The following is a 20,403-nucleotide window of genomic DNA, read 5'->3' as shown; positions in this document are numbered from 1 at the left end:
GCGTGGACGGGCCAGTCGCACTGCGAAGAACGAGGTGCGCAGAGAGGACAACTGAGTCCGCCAGAGTGCCCGCCGGTACCTCGATCTCCAGCCGGAACGGTCCGGTGCCCGGATCGAGGGGAACACGGGTGCGGAACCGTCGGTTCGTCGCCCTGCAGTCCACGAGACCGACGATCTCAACTCTGCTTCCGGGTCTCAACCCTGTGTCCGCGACCAAGGACTCCCGGTCCACCTCGACATCGAGGAAGAAGCGCAGGACTGTGCGGTAGTCCCAGTCCTCCAGAACGTCGCCGACCGGTCTCGGTTCGGTCCCCTGGACCGAGACCGCCCAGTGGCCCCAACTGACTGTGGATGCCCTCGCTGTCCTGTGGGGAAGGACTGTCAGTCTGCTCATCCGGACTCCACGCTCACCCTCAGATCCACGGCCAAGTCCTCACGACTCCGTACGTGGACCCATCGAGAACCGCCACCGGGAATCATGTGCATGGTCCTCGCGGAGGTCGGTTCCTCATCGGGGCGGCTCCGACCATCCGAGCAGATGGACAACGTCCTCGTCCGTCTCGCGTCCTCCCCCCTCGACCATGACTCCAGCCGTTGCCCGGACCTCGGTCACCCCGCGTCCCCCGCCCTTCACACGGACCTCTGCAGCAATGTGACGCCATCCGTCCGTCCACGAGACGTCCTGGCAGGCGACGATCTCGGCAACGGGTCTCCTCTTCCCAAGGCGGTTCGCGGATGCGCGACTGACGCGGGCGCCCGCGCGGTTGGAGGGAACCGCGGCGACGAATCCGGACAGACGGTTTGCCAGGTTCACCACGGAAGGAATGTCCCCCTCCTCTGGTGCCACCGTGACGGGCGGGGGCGACAGGAACTCCTGCGCGAACTCCTTGATCCTCCTGAGGCCGACATTGACGTAGACGCTGTCAGGTCGCCTGAGTGACGCAGCATTCCACTCGTCATGTGTGGGAGGTTCTGAAGCAGCGAAGGCGGGGTCAGTTTCCCTCGTCGGCTTGAACACCCCACCCCATTGATACCCAGCTGCCTCCAACTCCCGCATCGGCACATACTTCACGACGAGTTCGGCATCGTGACGCATCAGGCACACATGGTGCGCCTCCTCGCCGAAACCGACGTCGTGACTGGCCCCACTCACCGGTAGCCGAACCAGCGCCAAGTGTCCGAGCAGCTTCGCCGGTCGCTGGGAATGGACCTCCATCACCTTGACGGGCCCCGGAGTGGTCGGCCCACCGCCGCTCTGGGCGCTCCGGACCGCCTTGAGGCATTCGACGAATGGCCGCAGGGAGGACTCCTTCTCGGGATCAGGGATCCCGATCGGACGTCCATTGATGCCGAGTTCGACGTCCATGGTGCGCTCGCCACTGTCCCGGATGAGCTTCGGCCACAGGTTCGCGAGCACCGCGTCCCGAACCGCGCTCATGTAGGTCTGAGGATCCACCTCTTCGCCATCCGGCCCGACGTCGAACTTCGGACCGAGAATCAGGATGGAGGTCCCCGTCTCGTCAGGCTCGAAACCGCGCTCGAAGAGGCGCTCACCGAGCCGGTCGGCTTCGGCTCCGACCACAGGTTCAGGTCTGCTCCCGTCCTCACTGGTCCGGCCCCACCAATGGCGTCCTGTGAACCTTCTCCCCTCCTTCACGAAGCTGGGACCGATCCCCGAGGCGATGAACCGGGACTCGAGAGCATTCCCCTCGAGGGAATGGGACCAGTAGATGACCGCACCCGTCTCCCCGGCCTTGAAGGCGGCTGTCTTGCCGAACCCGTAGGTGCCACCCCCTCCTTCGTTGTCCTGTGGGCTCCCCACGCTGAGCACCAGGTCGACGAAGTTCGTCGGGGCGTCCGGCTCGTACCTGAGGTCATTGCGCACGGGACCGTCGAGTCCGTGTGTACCGCGATCGGACACCTCCAGGACCCACAGGGCCTCCTCCCCCAGGGAAGAGCCCAGAGGGAGTTGCCCGGTCCCGCCGCGGAAGACGTGATCCCGCAGGACCTTCATTGCCTCCGGACCGAGTTGACGGAGCCGGATGCCGAACAGTGGTGGTCGTCGTCCAGTACGGGCATCCCAGCTGTTCTGCGCCGTCTCTCTCACGATGACGTCGACGAGACCGACGTTCGAGGTTCCCAGCAGCTTGGCCTCTCCCGTTCCGTCATGGTCACCGCCCCGGAAGGGTTTGGGGAACCAATCGAGCAGAGGCAACGGTCGCGAGTCCACTCCCGCACTCCCAGGAGCAGCGGGGATGCCGACGGGCCCGGGACTGGAGGAAGCCCCGCCCGAAGTGGTCACCCGTGCACCGGACATCACGCGTCCACCCACCTCTCCAACCAGCGGACGGATCCCGGTTCGTCCAGATCCACCGATCCGCTCGGCAGTGCAAGCGTGTAGGTGATCTTCAGCAGCGCGTGCGCCTTGGAGGCCGGGATGTCGGCACGCCTCAGACTGGGGAAGTCCTGCGACACGCGCCACTTGCGAAGACCGATCGTGACGTATCCCCTCCGACCGGCGTGACCGTACGTGTGTCCGACCTTCGCGACCTGCATCAGGAGTGCCCGCGGATTGAATCCCGCTGCCACCAGTCTGTCGATCAGTTCGTCGACCGACTCGCCGACCTCATCCTCCCTGACGTGGACGACGACCAGGTCCAGTCGGTCGAGCCCGGCTGGATCGAGCTGTTCGATGTTGGAGACCTTCACCGTGGACCCGGAGACCGTTGCAGTCGTCTTGACTTCGATGGCCCTTCCGTTCGAACTGAAGTCCCATGAGGCGCCGTCGGGACCCTTCCACGTGGCAAGCGCGGAGAAGGGATCACGTGCGCCGAGCCTCGAGAGCACCGACAGCTCTCCGAACAGACCCATCTCGGTTTCCCGTCCAGGTCCCGGGTTGCCACCGGCAGTCAGCTCACGCCAGTCCGACAGGACCTCGCGACATGTCTGGACTGCATCGACGTGGCCCGCCTGACCGAGACGTGCCGCCAAGTCGTCCAGGACGTACCCGAACACCCCGAACAACTCCGGATCGTCACACCTCAGATCCGCATGACGCTGGACACGACCATCCGGCATGGTGAGTTCCTGTTCCTCCAGGACGAGGTGCCGGCTCCTCCTGTCCGGCACGAGCCTCCTCGATCCGATGGGAATCAACAGATGGTGGGCACGGTCCTGGCTGATGCCCACCATGAACCCGGACGGCATACCTGGAGCTGCAGCGGTCTTGAACTGGGACGGTCCGGGTTGCACGGCAGCATTCTCGAGGATCAGCAGCCTGTCGGAGAGTTCGCTCATCGAATGAGCTCGGATTCCGAGTCGAATTGCAGGTCAGCGGAGTTCTCCGTGTCCTCGGGCAGCTCCACGTCATCAGTGATCGCTGACCAATCCGGTCGCACCGAGTAGAACGCCTCGTACCGTGGAGCCCCGTCCTTCACCTCGGGGAAGACGACACCGACCCCGATGACGGGCTCGACGGCTTCCATCTCACGGCGAGCATTGGTCCTGCTCTTGGCACCTCTCGGCTTGGAATGCGGATCGACGGGGAAGATCATCAGCAGACCGTCCTTCGTCAGATCCGCTCGGATGGATTCGTACCCGAGATCGGGCTCCTTGCGCTCATTGACGACTTCCGGATCGAGGTCGGCAACCCAGTCGGACTGGGAGAGCAATGCCTTGATGTTCGCAGTGCCCACCGCCTGGGAGCTCAGGGGCGCACGGGTGACGTAAGGACTCTCTTCCCGGAATCCGAGGTCCACGCCCTCCTTGGTCCTCCCGGTGGATGCACCCGGGCCCATGACAGCCACACTCCACCGGGTGCCGACCGCAGCCTTCCGGAGCCAACCACTCACCAACGCGGAGTTGAGAGTGGGTTGGTCCTCATGAAACCGATAGCGTTCGAAGAAGTGCAGGACCGGATCAACATCCACGTCGTGGGCAATCCACCTCACGCCGGCTGCCCTTCCTTCAGTGAAGGTGCTCGGGTCGATCTCGCTGACCAAGTCCCTGGCGGCTTCCAAGTTGGAGCTGAGGACCTCACGATTGGTCTCGTCGAATATGAACGTCTGCTTGCGTTGGCCCGAGAAGGACATTCGAACAGGCTTCGCCACACCCATCTTGCTCGTGATCTGCAGACGACCCGGGTGCGCTCGGACCCGCACGCCGAACTCCTGAGGGGTGAGTGAAGCCGTCTCCATCACCCGCATGTCGGAACGGATCTCTTCCTCGACGGCGGCCAGGAAGCGGAAGTCCTTCGCCAGATCCGAGGTCGTCCAGATTCGCGGTAGGTCCTCGTAACCCGTTCGGTAGCCGAACCAGCGACCCATCTGGAGGAGTGTGTCGTAGGTGTTCGACGAACGGTTGAAATACGAGACGACGAGCCCTTCGAGAGTCAGTCCTCTGGACAGCGTCGCACCTCCGATGGCAATCACGGTCTCGACGACGGGCTCACCGTTCTCGTCCGTCCGGTGGTAGGTCAACCGCTCGTCCGACGAACCGTTGTCGACGACAACACTGACGCAGCGAAGCACGTCCTCCAGTTCGATCTCGACCTCTTCCCAAGACGGGAGCGGTCGACTCGCAACCTCCGCGGCCCGGGGCGCCTCATCCAGGTACGACTTGTGGAACTCCGGATCGCCCACCTCAAGGCCGTGCAGGAACGACTTGACACTGTCGCGCATCGCAAAGTGCGGCTGCGTGTAGTGGGTGGTGTGGATGAGCATCGACGAGTGCTTGAACTGACCTCGAGCCCGCCTGATCGCGGTTGCGACCAGGAACCACCTGATGGCTGCCAGGAGGGAGGCTGGCAGAGGGGGGTTGAAGACTTCCCGCTCCTCCTTCGCGGATGGCGGCCTGAGGGAGTCGGCCTCCGCGTCACTGACCGTGCGGACCACGTCAAGACCCAGGTCCGGTTCTCCCGCATCATCCAGGACGTCCTTGCCGAAGATCTTCTCTGCACCGAAGTACGTCTCAGGCCGTGGGAGGTCGATGAGGAAGTCACTCGGGTACAGCTCAGCGGAGTCGTCCGGATCCATGAAGACGTTCGCGAACGGCGTTGCCGTGTATCCGACGTAGGAACCGCTGGGAATGGCAGACCATATCTCCCGGATGAGCACATTGATCGCGGAACGTTCTCTCCCCGCCGTCGACAGGTCGAGACTGTTGGGTGTCGCTTGGTCCGCCTCGTCGTCGAGGATCATGATCGGGCACTTCCGCCGCGTCGTCTCGTCCACGCTCCGGAGGAACTGCTTCAACTTGTCAAGTCTCTTGGCGTTCTTCTTCACGACGGCGATGACAGGCAGATGACTGGTCATGAGGGCCGCTCCCCCGGCGACCGATCCGAAATCAGCCTCATCCGTCGTGAGCTTTTGCCACTCCCGGCCCGAGATGAGATCGGACTCCAGCCTCTCCTGGGTCTGCCGGCGCAGGTTGTTGTGGAGACCCGCAAGGACGATGAAGAACCTGTAGCCGGCGTCGGCGGCCTTCGCGATGACGGCGGTGTAGTTGGCCGTCTTGCCCGACTGGACGTACCCGACGACCATCCCCTTGGACTTCAGTCCCTCGATCGTCGGGTCGGCGAGATGTGAGACCACTGATCTCGACTCCTGGTCCACGGCGTCCACGTAGTCGGCTCCTTCTTCGACCAGCTTGCCCTTGTAGAACGGCCAGTAGCGGTCACCGGGTTCCACTCCCGTGTACCACGGACTGAGCCGCGCCTCACTCTGAAGACTTCGCTGGTAGGAGGTACCCCGCATCACGGGCGGGACGTCGAGCAACTGAGCGTGCTCACTCTCCGCCATGATGATCTCCACCGCTCTGCCGATCGGGGATCCCTTGATGGGAATGCCGAGACCACGGGACATGGCCCTGGACGCCTCGTCCAAGCTCTGCCCGCGATGGCGCATTGCGGTGATGAGCATTTCCCGGACGTACGTCGGATCCATCCGCAGACCAACTCCTGACCATGGTGATGCGACAGCTGTGTGAGGCGTTACTCATTCTGCACTCAGCCGCAGATGTTTGCGAAACACGAGAACCTGGTCCGCCGCTGTGGCGTCCGCGGAAACGGCGACCCGGCTCGGTGCGGAGGGCGGGAGCAACTCCAGAGCAGAGGCACGCACCGGAGACAACGTACGACGAATCGGGGTCTGCCAGGCGGGTGAGCAGAGAACTCAGCCACCGGAAGACCCCGATTTCCACGCCGGCCACGAGAGCGCCAGCCGGCCCCGCCCCCAACAGGCAGGTCCAGCGAAGAACCCTCTCCGGGAGGGCCAGGAACGGCTCGTGGTGGACACCGCTCCTCGGCCCCGGGCTAGCCCTTCACGGCACCCGCCAGGGCGAAGGAGTTCCCCGACACCTTCTGCATCACCGCGTAGAGCACCAGGACAGGCGTCGAGTACAGGATCGAGAATGCCGCGAGCTTGCCGTAGGCGATTGTTCCGTACATTCCGAAGAAGTTGTAGATGGCGACCGCAGCAGGCTGCTTCATCGAGTCGAAGGTCAGGACGAAGGGAACGAAGAAGTTCCCCCACGCACCCGTGAACACGAAGATGAACACGACCACGAGGCCCGGCTTCATCAGTGGCAGGACGATCCGCCACAGGGTCTGCATGGCACTCGCTCCGTCAACCCAAGCTGCCTCCTCCAGGGAGATCGGCACGGAGTCCATGAAGTTCTTGAGCATCCACACGGCCATCGGCAGTGAGGTGGCTGCCATGAACAGGATGATCCCACTCATCGAGTCGAGAAGACTCAGGCGCACGAACAATGAGTAGACCGGGACCATCATCGCGGTGATCGGCAGGCACGTCCCGAAGAGGATCGTGTACATCAGTCCGCGGGTGAAACGCATCTTGTACCGGGACAGCGGATAGGCCGCCAGTGCGCCGGCGACCACAGTGAGGAGCGCCGTTCCCAGCGAGAGGATGGCTGAGTTCCAGAGGGGCCGGAAGGTCTGGTCCATGTTGAAGACAGCTGTGTAGTTGCCCGTCGTCAGGCTCTCCGGAACGGACAACGACACTGATGCCTGTGGATTCACCGAGGACAGGAGGATCCACACCAGGGGGATGATGAAGGAAAGACCGACGAGGCCGAGCGCCAACCCCGCGAACAGCCGGCTCGGAGCTCTCTTTGGTTGGGCGATCGAGGGCACCGGCGCCCGACGACTGGATGTCTGGACAGCGGTCGACATCATTCCACCTCCGGCTTCAGGACCCGGATGTAGACAAAGGCGAAGAGGGCGCCCAGGAGCAGGGTCACCGTGGCGATCGCCGTGCCGTATCCGACTTGCGAGAACTTGAACGCCTGTTGATAGGCCAGGACGGGCAGCGTCGAGGACTTCGTCCCCGGCCCGCCTCCGGTCATGACCCAGATCAGGGTGAATGTGGCCAGTGTCTGCAGGGTGGTCAGCAGGAGGTTGGTCGAGATCGAACCCTTGATCATCGGTAGGGTCACGTAGAGGATCCTCTGCCGCCCAGTGGCACCGTCGATCATCGCGGCCTCGGTGACATCCGGAGGCACGTCGCCGAGCGCGGCACCGTAGACCATCATGGAGAACGCGGTACCGCGCCAGATGTTCGCCATGATCACCGAGAACATCGGGAAGGTGAGCAGCCAGGTCGGGCCACTCAGTCCGAACACCGCGAGCATTCTGTTCAACGTTCCATCGGTGGAGAAGAACGCATACAGCGCGAATGCAGCGACAATCTCAGGGAGCACCCACGCAATGACCACGATCCCACCGACGATTGACGAGATCTTGGGTGGCGCCGCACGCATCAGCATGGCGATGGCCATTCCCAGGATGTTCTGCCCGACCACCGCTGAGAAGAACACGAAGACGACCGTCAACCAGATGGACTTCCAGAAATCAGAGCTGGAGAACAGGTTCACATAGTTCTGGAGTCCCACGAACTGTGGGTTTGCGGCCTTGTATCCAGTCAGCGCCTGGTTGGTCAGGGATCCGTACAACGAGTACAGGATCGGACCGACCAGGAAGATCAACATCAGGATGAGGGCCGGAAGCATGGGGACGACCCGACCCGCCCGGTGGGCGGCACTGCCCTTCTGCAGAGCAGGCCGCCCACCGGGGCTGGCCTTGCGCCCCGGTTCCTGGAGAACCGAGGCAGTCATCACTTGCCAGCTTCTGTCGCGTCCTCGCCAACGATCGAGACGAGACCACTGTCGTACGTCGAGGCTGCATCCTCAGGAGTCGCCTGCTTGGTCACGACCGACTCCGTTGCGACCTGGATGTTCGAGGAGATCTGGCTGTAGTCAGGCGTCGCCGGCCTGAAGTGCGTGTACTGCACCAGCTCCGAGAAGAACTTGAACGACGGGTTGTAGTTCAGGTACTCGGGATCCTCGGCCACATCGGCGCGAACGGCGATCTGGGAGTTCGTCGTGTCGTAGGTCAGGGAGTTCTCCTTGTTCAGCGCCAGCTTGATGAACTCCATCGCGAGTTCGGGATCCTTCGACTGGGAGCCGACCGACAGCAGCCACCCTCCTGACATCGAGGTGTAGCCCGGTGCCTGTCCGTCCTGGGTGGGCATCTTCGCGAAGCCCAGCGTCTTGTCCCAGTCCGCCCACGCGTTGTCACCGGAGATCCATCCACCGGGGAGCCAGGATCCGTCAATGGCCATGGCGAGCTCGCCCTTGGGGAGCAGCTCGGTGGACACACGGGACCCGATGTTCGCGTCCAGTGCCACGTCCAGGGACGGAGCGAGCCCCTCGCCGTAGACGGTGTTGTAGAAGTCGAGTGCATCCTTGAAACCCTGGGAACCAGTGACCCACTTCTGCGTCGACTCGTTGTACAGGGTGGAGTCCGTGCCGTAGAGCAGCATCTCGAACCCCTGCATCGTCGTCCCCTCACCATTGGCCTTGCCGGCGTAGATGTTGAGAGGAGTGACGTCGGGGAGCTTCTCCTTGATGGTGCGAGCGGCACTCAGGATGTCATCCCAGGTCTTGGGCTGCCAGTCAGTGGGAAGACCGGCCTTCTCGAAGAGGTCCTTGTTGTAGTAGATCCCGCGGGTGTCGGTACCCATCGAGACACCGTAGGTCTTGCCGTCGACACCGAGTCCGGCCTTCTTGGCCGCATCCTCGAACTGAGACCAGTCACTCCAGTCCGCGAGGTAGTCGTCAATCGGAGCCAGGTATCCCGCCGCTGCGTCAGACATCACCTGGAAGGTGTCCTCATAGATAATGTCGGGCGCCGTCGACTTGGACCCATTCATCAGGGCCAGCTTCGTGAAGTACTGGTCCTGCTCCGCTTCGATCGGCTGGAGCTTGACCGTCACGCCCTCGTGCGCGGCCTCGAATGTGGGCTTGACGCTCTGGAGCAGATCGTCGAGCTGGTGGAACGAAGCCGTCTTCTGGTAAGCGATCGTGATGGTCTTCGCTGACGCATCACCGGACTCACCGCTCTGCGACCCTCCTGATGAGCATCCCGCCAGGGCGAGCGCGCCGACCGCCGTGACGGCCGCCGCGGTGATAGCTGACTTTCTCATGTGCTGACTCTCCTTTGAACCGATGAGACTTGTTGTCGAACGGGCGACTCCCTCGGGAATCCGCCCCGGACTGCCCGGAGGTCCGGGCAATCGCGATGGGTCATTCGGGATCCGACCACCTCCCGACGAGCCTGAGTGTGACCACCTGGAACGGAGAGAGGGACAGCGACACGGTCCCCTCCTCCACGCTCACCTCTGCGGCCTCCTCGAGCGGACGCTCGAGGCCGTCGGTCAGGCGCGCTTCGGACACCGGCGCATCGACGTGCAGGAGCACTTCGGTCCGCCCACCCAGCGTCTCGTGCAGTCGCACCACCAGGTCTCCGCTCGCGTCGTCGGCGATCTTCACGGCATCGACCAGGGCGTTCCCGCTCCCGACGACCACCAGTGGCGAGACCTCGCGTCGACCATGGAGCGTGCGCACCGGCACATTCACACGGATGCCCTCCCGGACCGCGTCCAGGACACCTGCCCCGACCACGACAGTGGTGCGCAGGAGGTGATGTCCCTGATCGGCATCGGGGTCGGGTGCCATGGGGGCGCGCAGCAGGGACTCCCCGATCCGGACGAAGACCCCGTCCTCCCCCTTCTCGCGGACGAAGGAGTGCCCATAGGTCTGGTCGTTGGCGACTGCGACCCCGAAGTCGGGCTCCGCCACGCGCACCCAGCGCAGACCGACCGTCTCGAAGCGGGCCCAGTCCCATGAGGTGTTCGTGTGGATCGGCCTGTCGACATGGCCGAACTGGATGTCGGACTGGGCGTGGTCGGTGTGGACGGCGATCGGCAGCTCGAGCTTGAGGAGCTTGTGCCTCTCGTGCCAGTCGACCTCGGTCGTGAACTCGACGCGAGGTTCCCCCGCACCGACCCGCAGCGTCTGGACGTACCTGCTCGCCCCGTCCGAGCGCGACACACGCACCCATGCCGATCCATCGATCTCCTCCGTGCCGACTTCGATGTCCTCCACCGAGTCGATGACACGGGTGTGGGAGAAGTGGTCGAGGTCGATGTTCCAGGCGTCCCAATCGGTGGGGATGTCGCGGTGCAGGACGAGTTCTCCCAAGCGCTGTCCCGCGGGGACGACCTCCCGCCCCCGGGTCAGGTCGACCAGGGACGTCACGAGCCCGTGCAGGTCGATGCGGAGACGGATCACGTCGTTGTCGATGATCCACCCCTCCTCGTCGCCGGTGACGGTGGCCGCCGCTGCCCCGCCTGTCACGGATGGGACCACCGCGCCGCCGGGGACTCCCGCAACGGCAAAGGCTCCTGCGTTCGCCACCATCTCCTGCTCACCCTCACCGGCGAGGGCGGCCAGGGACCCAGCGATCAGCTCCTCCAGACGCGACTCCACCTCCGCGTACGTCTGTTCTGCCTCACGGTGGACCCAGGCGATCGAGGAACCGGGCAGGATGTCGTGGAACTGGTGGAGCAGGACCGTGCGCCACAACTCGTGGAGTTCCTCGTGCGGGTACGGAACACCCAGTCGGACAGCAGCGGTCGCTGCCCACAGCTCCGCCTCACCCAGCAGGTGCTCACTCTTCCTGTTGCCACGCTTGGTGCGGTGCTGCGAGGTGAGTACGCCACGGTGGTTCTCCAGGTACAGCTCCCCGAGCCACACGGGAGCCTGCGGGTAGTCCGCCTCCGCTTCCTCGAAGAAGGTCTCCGGTGAGGCCATCCGCACCCGCGGAGAGCCCTCGAGATCAGCCTGCAGGTGAGCGCGTTCGATGATCTCGCGGGTGGGACCGCCCCCACCGTCGCCGTACCCGAAAGGAGCGAGCGTCATCGAGGCCGCACCCCCCTCACGGAAGCCGACCTCACTGTGGTGCAGCTCCTCCGGTGTGAGCATCGAGTTGTAGGTGTCCACGGGCGGGAAGTGAGTGAACAACCTCGACCCGTCGAGTCCTTCCCACCAGAACGTGTGGTGGGGGAACGTGTTCGTGTCGTTCCAGGAGAGCTTCTGCGTGAGCATCCAGCGGATGCCGACGTGGGCGGCGATACCCGGGAGGTTCGCCGAGTACCCGAAGGAGTCCGGCAGCCAGACCTCCTTGGCCTCCACGCCGAAGTGCTCGCGGAAGTAGGACTGTGCCTCCGAGAACTGCCGGATGAACGCCTCCCCACCGATCATGTAGGGATCGGACTCCACCCACTGCCCACCGACGATGATCCACCGACCCTCGGCCACCCGCTGCCTGATGCGCTCGAAGACATCGGGATGCGTCTGACGCACCCACTCGTACTGCTGGGCGGAAGAGGCAGCGAAGACGAAGTCCGGGTCCTCCTCCATCAATTCGAGCGCGTTGGAGAAGGTCCGTACGACCTTGCGCATGGTCTCCCGGATGGGCCACAGCCACGCCGAGTCGATGTGGGCGTGTCCCACCGCGACGACATCTCCCGCCGAGGCGACAGCAGGCGAGGCCAGCGCGGGCCCGAGGGCGGCGCGCGCCGCCTCCACCGTCCCGGCAACGTTGTCGGGATCCAGTTCGTCGACGGCGTCCTGCAGCGCTGCCAGGATGCCCGCACGGCGCGGGGAGTCGGATGGAAGCTGGTCCACCCATCCGTCGAGAACCTCGACCTCCGCCAGGAACCTCTCCACGACGGTGTCGACCCTCTGCAGCTCAATGGTGCGAACCCGGTAGATCGGATCCGTGCCGGCCGTCTCCTTCAGACCGAGCTCGGAGGGTGTCGTCCAGTCCTCCTTCATGACCTGCGGGTTCGACGCTGCCTCCACATAGAACTCGAAGGTCTCCCCCGGACCGGCATCGATCGGCACCCAGCAGTTCAGCGGCTCCAGTCCCTTCACCACGGAACCGTCGGGTCGGTAGACGGTCCCCTCGGCCTGGAAGCCGGGCTGCACCGGTGAGAATCCGAGGTCGACCACGAGCTCGTGTCGAGTCCGTTGCGGACGGTCCGCCCACGTCTGCGGGACCACTCCGCGCAGGTGGAACCAGGATGTCCCCCAAGGTCGTGACCACGGTTCACCGACAGCGAAGACTCCGAACTCGTGGCTCGTCGCGACGCCGAAGGGAACCGGTTCGTCAGGGACGTCCCACTTCGTCACCTCGACACGGGCCCGCTCGAGAACGCGGGCAGGACGCACCCATTCCCGCTCCAGCCGTGCCAGTCGCCTACGGGTTGCGTCGTCGTCTCTGAACACTCGACAGCCTCCTTGCTGTGTGACGTGTATCGCCCTGTGCGATCTTTATTATGACACCCGAAATTAAGCGGGTGAGGGTTCCAGATCTCATTCGGGTAACGATTGACTCCGCCCAGCACCGGCCGAAGGCCACCACTGGGGCGCACTGCACTGCGGAGCGTTCAGACGGGGCGCACTCCTCCTGGAGCCGTCCCACCCCGGGGCAACAGCCGCCACCGCCACCTGCTCCCGGTGAGCCGGGGGCACTCACACCATGGGCCAGACCCTGGAGTCTCAGTCATCGACTGCGAGCATCGCCGCCCGGGGTACGTACCGTTCGTCGAGGACCATCGCAGCGGCCCCGATTGCTCCCGCACTCTCGCCCATCAACGAGCTGGACAGGGTGAGCCTTCTCCGCACCTGTCCACGTCGACGCTGCGACAGACGTTCCCGGATCTCCGGTTCGTAGAAGGACTGCACACGTCCCCAGTACGGACCACCCATCACCACCGTGTCGACATCCATGAGGTCGGTCAGGACCTCGACCATCCTGGCGACCTTGGCACCAGCAGCCGTCATCAGCTGCAGAGCCCGCGGCTCACCGGAGTCCGCCTCATCACAGAGCTCACTGAAGGCGTGGTCGATGTCGGCCAGCTGCGGAAGGGAGCTCCTCTTCACCGCGGGGTCCCCGGCGACCTCCGCCGGTTCCACGACACGTTCCTCCAGGATGCCGAGATCTCGGGCCCAGGCCACCAGGTAGGAGGGATCGACGCTGGACGACGCCGCCGTCACCGACGGGGGAAAGACCGGTTCATCGGCAGCAGGCTCGAAGAACCCCCCGATCTCACCGGCATTGCCGGTCGATCCCCGCAGGACCTCGCCCGTGGTGGTGACTCCCACACCAATACCGACACCGACGTACACGAACAGGAGGACGTTCACATCGCCGTCCTCGCGCCGCAACCAGGTCTCCCCCACCACTGCCGCAGTCGTGTCCTTCTCGAAGAGAACACTCATCTCGAGGCCCTCTTCGAGTTCCTCACGCAGGGCCACTCCCTGCCATCCCGGCAGCCACGGTGGATCCACGAGCCGTCCTCCGGTCAGATCGATGGGACCCGGACTTGCGACTCCGGCACCCACGATCCGTGAGCGGTCGACTCCCTCGGCGGCGATCATCGAAGCCGTCGACGCAACGATGCGCTCGATCACCACGTCGGGCGGGTCATCGAGCGCACCCTGTTCCAGGCGCGTGGAGCGGGCCCTGCCCGCCAGATCCAGCAAGGCGATGGTGATGACGGTCGGGTCCAGATGGATGCCCACGCTGAACCTCGCCTCGGGGACAAGGGCAAGCCTCGTCCTCGGTCGCCCTCGCTCCACCCTCTGAGTGCCGATCGCTGAGACGAGTCCCCTCGACGTGAGCTGCTTGAGCAGACCGGAGACCGTCGGAACGGCCAGCCCAGTGGTCGAGGACAACTCGGTCAGACTCTGGCCGGGCGCGCGCCGCAGCGCATCCAGGATGACCCGCTCGTTGAACGTGCCGATTCGCGGTTGGTTCGCCCCCAACCGCATGACGCGTCACCTCCCCGTTATGACCCACTCCCGTGTGGTACGTCCTGTCCACCTTATCGGTACACGCTCTTCTCCGACGCCGACCCCGGGACGGAAATGTGATGAACTCCCACTTCACGTGGGGGACCGAGTTCATCGTCGGAGTGTTCCCGAAGCCGATCAGCATCCCTTCCGTGCGCCGACACTTGGCCGGGAACGGGCGGCATGCTCGTGCGGGGGATCAGCCGGCCACCTTGCCCCGCCGTCCGACCCGCGCCACCTTGTGGACGACCCAGAGCGCGGCCAGTCGCACGGCCTCGTACAGGAACGACCCGATGCCGACGCCCACTCCGATGCCCAGCATGATGAGGGCCGCCTGCCCGAACCAGGGCAGGCCCGACCCCTGCCCCATCTCCTGGAGGATCCCGAAGAACACCGGGATCCCGGGCAGCAGGGCACCGGTGATGCCCATGAGGGCCAGCACCTGCTGGGGGTACCCGGCCCGCACGGCGTAGATGCCGGCGAGGATCCCCAGGACGAAGGCGGAGATCGTGTTCGCCGCCAGGGTCGGCAGGCCCACGACCAGCAGCAGCACCTGGTTCACCCCGGCCGTGGCGAAACCGGTGACCGCTGCGGGGACCGCCAGGGAGAAGCGCCCGCCGTTGGCGAAGGCATTGCCCACGGCCGCGAGCGCGGAGAACACCAGCACCAGGTACCACGGCATGCCGGGCAGGGTGTCCAGACGCGGGTGGGCCATCCCGAGGGACTCCCCCAGCAGGAACGTGAAGGCCCCACCGATGACGAGGCCGCCCACGGCCAGGGCCACACGCGAGAGGCGCACGAGCGCCATGCGCCGGTCGAAGCTGAGGAGGTCCATCACCGCGTTGACCATCTGGGGCAGCGGCAGGAGCAGCAGCCAGTTCACCGCGATGGCGGCTGCGGCACCCACCGGGTCGACGAGGCCCATCCGGACCAGCGCCGTGGCCAGGGCCCCACCCGCGCAGGCCTGCGCGGCCACCACCACGAGGCGCGGCGCGCGCAGCGGTGCGACCGCGAACCCGACCAGGGACGAGGCGACCTGCACCACGGCTGCCGCGACCCAGGCACGCCAGTTGATGCCTACCTGCATGCTGATGAAGAACGCCAGCAGGGTCAGCCCCAGGGTCACCACCCACCAGGGTGTGCCCCGACTGCGCAGTCGCTGCACCTCCTCGCGGCCGTTCGCCAGGAAGGACTCCGCCTCCGGCCCGGTCAGGGGCTCGGCGTCGGGGCGGTCGACCTCCTCGACGAGGCGGGCCAGGTCCCGCGCCCTCGTGCAGTCGATGACGTCGAAGGTGCCCGCCGGGGCGGACAGGATCCGCGGCGTGCCATCGGACCCCTGGGCACCCACGCGGAGCATCCGCCCCCGGGTCATGGCCTTCATGCCCTGGAGGCCCAGTCCCCTGCCGCAGGTGGCCACCAGGTACCGCGTGCTCGCGGCCGTCTGTCCCGACTCCAGCAGGCCGCATCCCAGCTGCAGGAGGAACTCGAGGCGCTCCTCCAGGGGGTCCTCCAGTCGCGGGGCCACCTGTCCCTGCTCCTCATGCGGACCGTTCGGCACCTCTCCGGTGTCCCTGCGCACGGACTCCACTTCCGTCCCCCTCTTCGACCTCGTCCCGGGAAGCGCCAGTGGTGGCGGGATCCGCACCCACCGACCCGGAGCGCCACTCGTGGACCCGTCGGGACCCGGAACGAACCACAGTCTCCCTCAGAAGAACTCCGTGCGGGTGAGGAGGTCCAGCCGTGACCTCAGCGGCCCGGCGATCAGGTGGTCACGCACGGCGCGCCAGTCGAAGTCCTCCCCCTCCCGCAGGCCCTCCCCGAAGTGGTCGTCGACGGCACCCACCAGGTCCTCCAGGCAGGCGAACTGGCTCCTGCCGGCCACGCCCACCCCCAGGGGGCGCAGGACCCCGGCGACCTCGGACAGCCAGGACTCGCGCGCCACCTCCCGCAGGTGGACCCGGTCGTCGGGAACGCTCGGCCACGAGTAGCCCGCGGACACCACGAGGATCCGCAAGGCGGAGGGCACCCGGGTCGCGAGGTCCTCCAGGACACCCCCCGCGTACCTGGGCCGGAGCGGGATCGGCAGGACCGGGACAGGTCGGACCGGGGCAGCCCGGCGCAGGACGTCCCTGGGCTCCGGGATCGCCCCGCCGCTGTCCGCGACCGCTGCCACCATGACCTCCAGGGCCGCGATGAGGACCAGGACCGGGGCCGGGAAGTGCCGCTCGTGCTCCCCTCCCACCGCGCCCGTTGCCCCGTCCCCGGCTCCGTCGGGGATCTCCGTGAGCCGCGTGTGGCTTAGGGGGTCCAGGGACACGGCCAGCGCGAACCCCTCCGGGGTGACCTTGAGCCCGCAGACCTCCACGTGGTGGGGGGTCAGTGGGGGCCGGGCAGCTCCTGTCGACCGTCCGCTCCTCGGACAAGACCAAGATCACAACGGACCCTCCGCAGTGTGCCCTCCGACACCCCCAGGTGCACCGCCAACTCGCGAGCGGTCGAGGGATGACGGGATCGCTCATTGCGGCCGACGGCCTGGATGACCTCCCCCAGGGTCAGGCCCGGGATCGTCCCCCGCCTGCCCCGACCCATTCTGACCTGCCCGAACCCGGCCAGTCCCTCCACCTCGAAGGCGCGCCTCCACGCCGACACCGTGCCCACCGACACCCCATGGCGACGCGCATTGTCGACATTGGTCACCCCGTCCGCGGCGGCGAGCAGCACCCGGGCGTGGACCGCGTCACGGGCCGACACCGCCGGATCCGCCGCGACCTGCGCGATCACGGCGCGTCTGGGCGCCGAGACCTCCAGGGGAGGCGCGCTGCGGCTCACGATGCCACCTCCCGGAGTGCCGGCGGACGGTCCGAACTGTCAGTTATTTGAAATGCCGCCAATCGTAGCGTTCTTGACGTGCGCAGTTCCACGACCTCCCTCCCCGCCCCCGACCAGCAGTCCTACGATGCCCTGGCCGCACAGATGACCGGCATCGGCCGTCTCGGCGTCGCCTTCTCCGGCGGCGTGGACTCGGCCCTCCTCCTGGCCGTCGCCGCCCGCGAACTCGGCACCGACCACGTGGTCGCGCTGCTGGGGGTCTCCGCCTCTCTGGCCTCCCACGAGCGCGACATCGCCCGCGACCTCGCCACCGACATCGGCGTGGAGCTCCTGGAGTTCGACCCCGGCGAGACCGACCTGCCCGCCTACCGCGTCAACGCGCTGGACCGCTGCTACCACTGCAAGTCCGCCCTGTTCCGCACCATCGACGACTCGGTCGTGCGCCAGCACCACCTCGACGCCGTCGCCTACGGCGAGAACGCCGACGACTCCCTGGCCCCCGACCGCCCCGGTGGGCGGGCCGCCACCGAGCACCGCGTCCTGCGCCCCCTGGCCGAGGCGGGCCTCACCAAGGTCCGCGTGCGCTCCCTGGCCCGGGCCCTCGGGCTGTCCGTGGCAGACAAGCCCGCAGCACCGTGCCTCGCCTCGCGCATCCCCCACGGCCAGGAGGTCACCCCCTCAAGCTCCGCCAGGTGGAGGACGCGGAGTCCGTGGTCCGCGCCCAGGGCTTCTCCGACTGCCGCGTGCGCCACCACGGCGACATCGCCCGCATCGAGCTGCCCGCCGCCGAGCTCGTCCGCCTGGCGGACGAGGACCTGCGCCACCGGGTGCTCACCGGCGTCCGGGAGGCGGGCTTCACCCACGTCACCGTCGACCTGGCCGGCATCCAGTTCGGCCTGTTCAGCCTCAGCCTGCTGCGGGAGGGCCTCCATGCCTGAGGACCGGATCGCCGACCTCGACCTCGACCGCCACCACCGGCGCGGATACCCCGAGGCCGTCTACTGCGAGGGCAAGTCACCCGAGGACGTGGCGACCATCGCCGCCCTCGTGCGCGACCACCCCGAACAGACCCACCTCTTCACGAGGGCGGACCCCGAGCGGGCCCGGGCGGTGCTCTCCCAGCTGCCCGACGCCCACCACGACCCGGTCGCCCGCCTGCTCGCCTGGCCACCGGAGCCGCCCGAGCCCACCGGTGAGTCGGTGGTCGTGGCCTGCGCCGGCACTTCGGACCTCCCCGTCGCCCGCGAGGCGCTGCTCACGGCCCGCTACCTGGGCCGCCGGGCCGAGCTGGTGGCGGACGTCGGCATCGCCGGCGTGCACCGCACCCTGGACAGGCTCGACACCTTCCGCGCCGCCGGAGTCGTCGTGGTCGTGGCCGGCATGGACGGCGCACTGCCCGGCCTCATCGCGGGCCTCGTGTCCGCACCCGTCGTGGCGGTGCCGACCTCGGTGGGCTACGGCGCCGCCTTCGGTGGCCTGGCCCCGCTGCTCACCATGCTCAACGCCTGTGCCCCGGGCATCGGCGTGGTCAACATCGACAACGGCTACGGCGGGGGCCACCTCGCCGCCCAGATCACCGCACCCCGGGAAGGGGACCCGAGCTCCGCACCTCCCCTCTGAGCCGCGCCCGGGCCCCTGGCCCGGTGCTCCCCATCGACGCTCCGACCACCCGCACCGATCCGACTCCCCCAGCACCCACCCGGCCAGCACCTGGCCCCGACCCGGCCACCGGCCCCGCCCTCGTGGGTGACCGGCGTGCCTCACCAGACGCACCCAAGCACCACCCCAGGAGGAACCCATGCCCACGTTCTCACTGCCCTACGACCACGGGACCGTCGAGGCCACCATCCCCGAGCGCAACTTCGCCGGCCTCCTGGTCTCCCGGGCCGAGGACTTCCACAACCCGCTCTCCGAGGAGGCCACCGTCGAGGCCTCCCTGGACAACCCGATCGGGTCCCCCACCCTGGAGGAGCTCGCCCGGGGCAAGAAGGACATCGTCCTGATCTCCTCCGACCACACCCGCCCGGTGCCCTCCCACATCATCACGCCCATCATCCTGCGTCGGATCCGCTCCGTGGCCCCCGATGCGCGCATCCGCATCCTCGTGGCCACCGGCTTCCACCGCCCCTCCACCCACGAGGAACTGGTCAGCAAGTACGGCCAGGAGATCGTCGACAACGAGGAGATCGTCATGCACGTCTCCACCGACGACGACGCCATGGTCACCATCGGCAAGCTGCCCTCCGGCGGGGACTGCATCATCAACCGCATCGCCGTGGAGGCGGACCTGCTCCTGGCCGAGGGTTTCATCGAGTCCCACTTCTTCGCCGGCTTCTCCGGGGGCCGCAAGGCCGTCCTGCCCGGCGTCGCCTCCTACCGCACGATCATGGCGAACCACTCGGGGGAGTTCATCGACTCCGACAAGGCCCGCACCGGCAACCTCGCGCACAACCCCATCCACGAGGACATGCTCTACGCGGCGCGCACCGCCAACCTCGCCTTCATCGTCAACGTGGTGCTGGACGGGGACAAGAAGATCATCGGCTCCTTCGCCGGTGACATGGTCGAGGCCCACAAGGTCGGCTGCGACTTCGTGGCGGGCCTGGCCCACGTGGACAGGATCCCCTCCGACATCACCGTCACCACCAACGGCGGCTTCCCCCTGGACCAGAACATCTACCAGGCCGTCAAGGGCATGACCGCGGCGGAGGCCACCAACAAGGAGGGCGGCGTCATCATCATGGTCGCCGGCTGCGCCGACGGTCACGGCGGGGAGGGTTTCTACCACAACCTCGCCGACCTGGCCGAGCCCGCACAGTTCCTCGAGGCCGCCATCAACACCCCACGCCTGGAGACCGTGCCGGACCAGTGGACCTCCCAGATCCTGGCCCGCATCCTGGTCCACCACCACGTCATCATCGTCTCCGACCTGGTCCAGCCGAACCTCGTCACCGACATGCACATGGAGCTCGCCCCCACCTTCGAAGCGGCCCTGGCCAGCGCCTTCGCCTCCCAGGGCGAGGATGCGAAGGTCACCGTCATCCGCGACGGGCTCTCCGTCATCGTCGAGTGACCCGCTGAGCCGGTGGTCCAGTGGTCCAGTGGTCGGGCGTGATCCTCGTCCGACCACCGGGTCATCCGTTCCACTGACCGTGGGCGGTGCGCGACCTTCGCGGACCGCCCATCCGGATCCCGGAGCCGCCCTCGTACGCGGACCTCCGCCACCGCCACCGCCACCGCCACCGCCACCGCCACCGAGCGTCGGCCGGGCGCAGGACCCGCACCCACAACGACCCCGGCCCGACCAGCCCGGCGCGAGCCCGGCCGCGGCGCACACCCCCACAGACCTCCGGCCCC

General features: G+C 66.7%; 14 protein-coding genes. 2 read left to right on the top strand and 12 right to left on the bottom strand.

Annotation, left to right across the window (positions count from 1 at the left end; translation table 11 throughout):
• The 12 genes from TA90_RS14530 to TA90_RS04910 form a co-directional block, all read right to left on the bottom strand.
• On the bottom strand, nucleotides 1-394 hold a 394-nt coding region (locus TA90_RS14530; RefSeq protein WP_197067848.1), incomplete at its 3' end, for a hypothetical protein.
• 114 nt (nucleotides 395-508) lie between these two features.
• Nucleotides 509-2,215, bottom strand: a complete 1,707-nt coding sequence (locus TA90_RS04960; protein ID WP_147513381.1) for a hypothetical protein — start codon at nucleotides 2,213-2,215, stop codon at nucleotides 509-511.
• 101 nt (nucleotides 2,216-2,316) lie between these two features.
• Entirely contained in the window at nucleotides 2,317-3,297 is a 981-nt protein-coding gene (locus TA90_RS13125) for a PD-(D/E)XK motif protein (RefSeq protein WP_052450528.1), read from the bottom strand.
• Nucleotides 3,294-5,942 carry a Z1 domain-containing protein gene (locus tag TA90_RS04950; RefSeq protein WP_052450527.1) on the bottom strand — a complete coding sequence of 883 codons (2,649 nt, stop codon included), beginning with the start codon at nucleotides 5,940-5,942 and terminating at the stop codon, nucleotides 3,294-3,296. The genes TA90_RS13125 and TA90_RS04950 overlap by 4 nt, the downstream gene beginning before the upstream one ends.
• A gap of 368 nt (nucleotides 5,943-6,310) precedes the next feature.
• On the bottom strand, nucleotides 6,311-7,192 hold the full coding sequence (locus TA90_RS04945) for a carbohydrate ABC transporter permease (protein ID WP_231550668.1): 882 nt from the start codon (nucleotides 7,190-7,192) through the stop codon (nucleotides 6,311-6,313).
• Entirely contained in the window at nucleotides 7,189-8,130 is a 942-nt protein-coding gene (locus tag TA90_RS04940) for a carbohydrate ABC transporter permease (protein WP_043534907.1), read from the bottom strand. The genes TA90_RS04945 and TA90_RS04940 overlap by 4 nt, the downstream gene beginning before the upstream one ends.
• The gene (locus TA90_RS04935; protein ID WP_043534906.1) at nucleotides 8,130-9,500 is read right to left on the bottom strand and encodes an extracellular solute-binding protein; all 1,371 of its coding nucleotides are present in this window, start codon (nucleotides 9,498-9,500) and stop codon (nucleotides 8,130-8,132) included. Before TA90_RS04935 ends, TA90_RS04940 begins: the two co-directional genes overlap by 1 nt.
• A gap of 100 nt (nucleotides 9,501-9,600) precedes the next feature.
• Nucleotides 9,601-12,372, bottom strand: a complete 2,772-nt coding sequence (locus TA90_RS04930; RefSeq protein WP_197067847.1) for an alpha-mannosidase — start codon at nucleotides 12,370-12,372, stop codon at nucleotides 9,601-9,603.
• A 549-nt stretch (nucleotides 12,373-12,921) separates the two neighbouring features.
• The gene (locus tag TA90_RS04925) at nucleotides 12,922-14,196 is read right to left on the bottom strand and encodes an ROK family transcriptional regulator (RefSeq protein WP_043534904.1); all 1,275 of its coding nucleotides are present in this window, start codon (nucleotides 14,194-14,196) and stop codon (nucleotides 12,922-12,924) included.
• Between the two features lie 220 nt (nucleotides 14,197-14,416).
• Nucleotides 14,417-15,742 carry a threonine/serine exporter family protein gene (locus TA90_RS04920; RefSeq protein WP_147513380.1) on the bottom strand — a complete coding sequence of 442 codons (1,326 nt, stop codon included), beginning with the start codon at nucleotides 15,740-15,742 and terminating at the stop codon, nucleotides 14,417-14,419.
• 180 nt (nucleotides 15,743-15,922) lie between these two features.
• Nucleotides 15,923-16,582: a hypothetical protein gene (locus TA90_RS04915; protein ID WP_043534902.1), complete on the bottom strand. Its 660-nt coding sequence runs from the start codon at nucleotides 16,580-16,582 to the stop codon at nucleotides 15,923-15,925.
• Nucleotides 16,583-16,593: 11 nt separating this feature from the next.
• The gene (locus TA90_RS04910; protein WP_187120093.1) at nucleotides 16,594-17,046 is read right to left on the bottom strand and encodes a helix-turn-helix domain-containing protein; all 453 of its coding nucleotides are present in this window, start codon (nucleotides 17,044-17,046) and stop codon (nucleotides 16,594-16,596) included.
• A gap of 78 nt (nucleotides 17,047-17,124) precedes the next feature.
• Here TA90_RS04910 and larB point away from each other — a divergent pair, with 78 nt between their 5' ends.
• Both larB and larA read left to right on the top strand, forming a co-directional pair.
• Nucleotides 17,125-18,666, top strand: coding sequence for a nickel pincer cofactor biosynthesis protein LarB (gene larB / locus TA90_RS14965; RefSeq protein WP_197067846.1), 1,542 nt, complete (start codon nucleotides 17,125-17,127; stop codon nucleotides 18,664-18,666).
• 178 nt (nucleotides 18,667-18,844) lie between these two features.
• On the top strand, nucleotides 18,845-20,119 hold the full coding sequence (larA, locus tag TA90_RS04900) for a nickel-dependent lactate racemase (protein ID WP_043534900.1): 1,275 nt from the start codon (nucleotides 18,845-18,847) through the stop codon (nucleotides 20,117-20,119).
• The last annotated feature ends 284 nt before the right edge of the window (nucleotides 20,120-20,403 follow it).

Origin of the sequence: Actinomyces polynesiensis (assembly GCF_000820725.1) — a bacterium.
GTDB classification, from domain to species: Bacteria; Actinomycetota; Actinomycetes; order Actinomycetales; family Actinomycetaceae; genus Pauljensenia; species Pauljensenia polynesiensis.
This window is presented reverse-complemented; position numbering and strand designations above follow the sequence as displayed.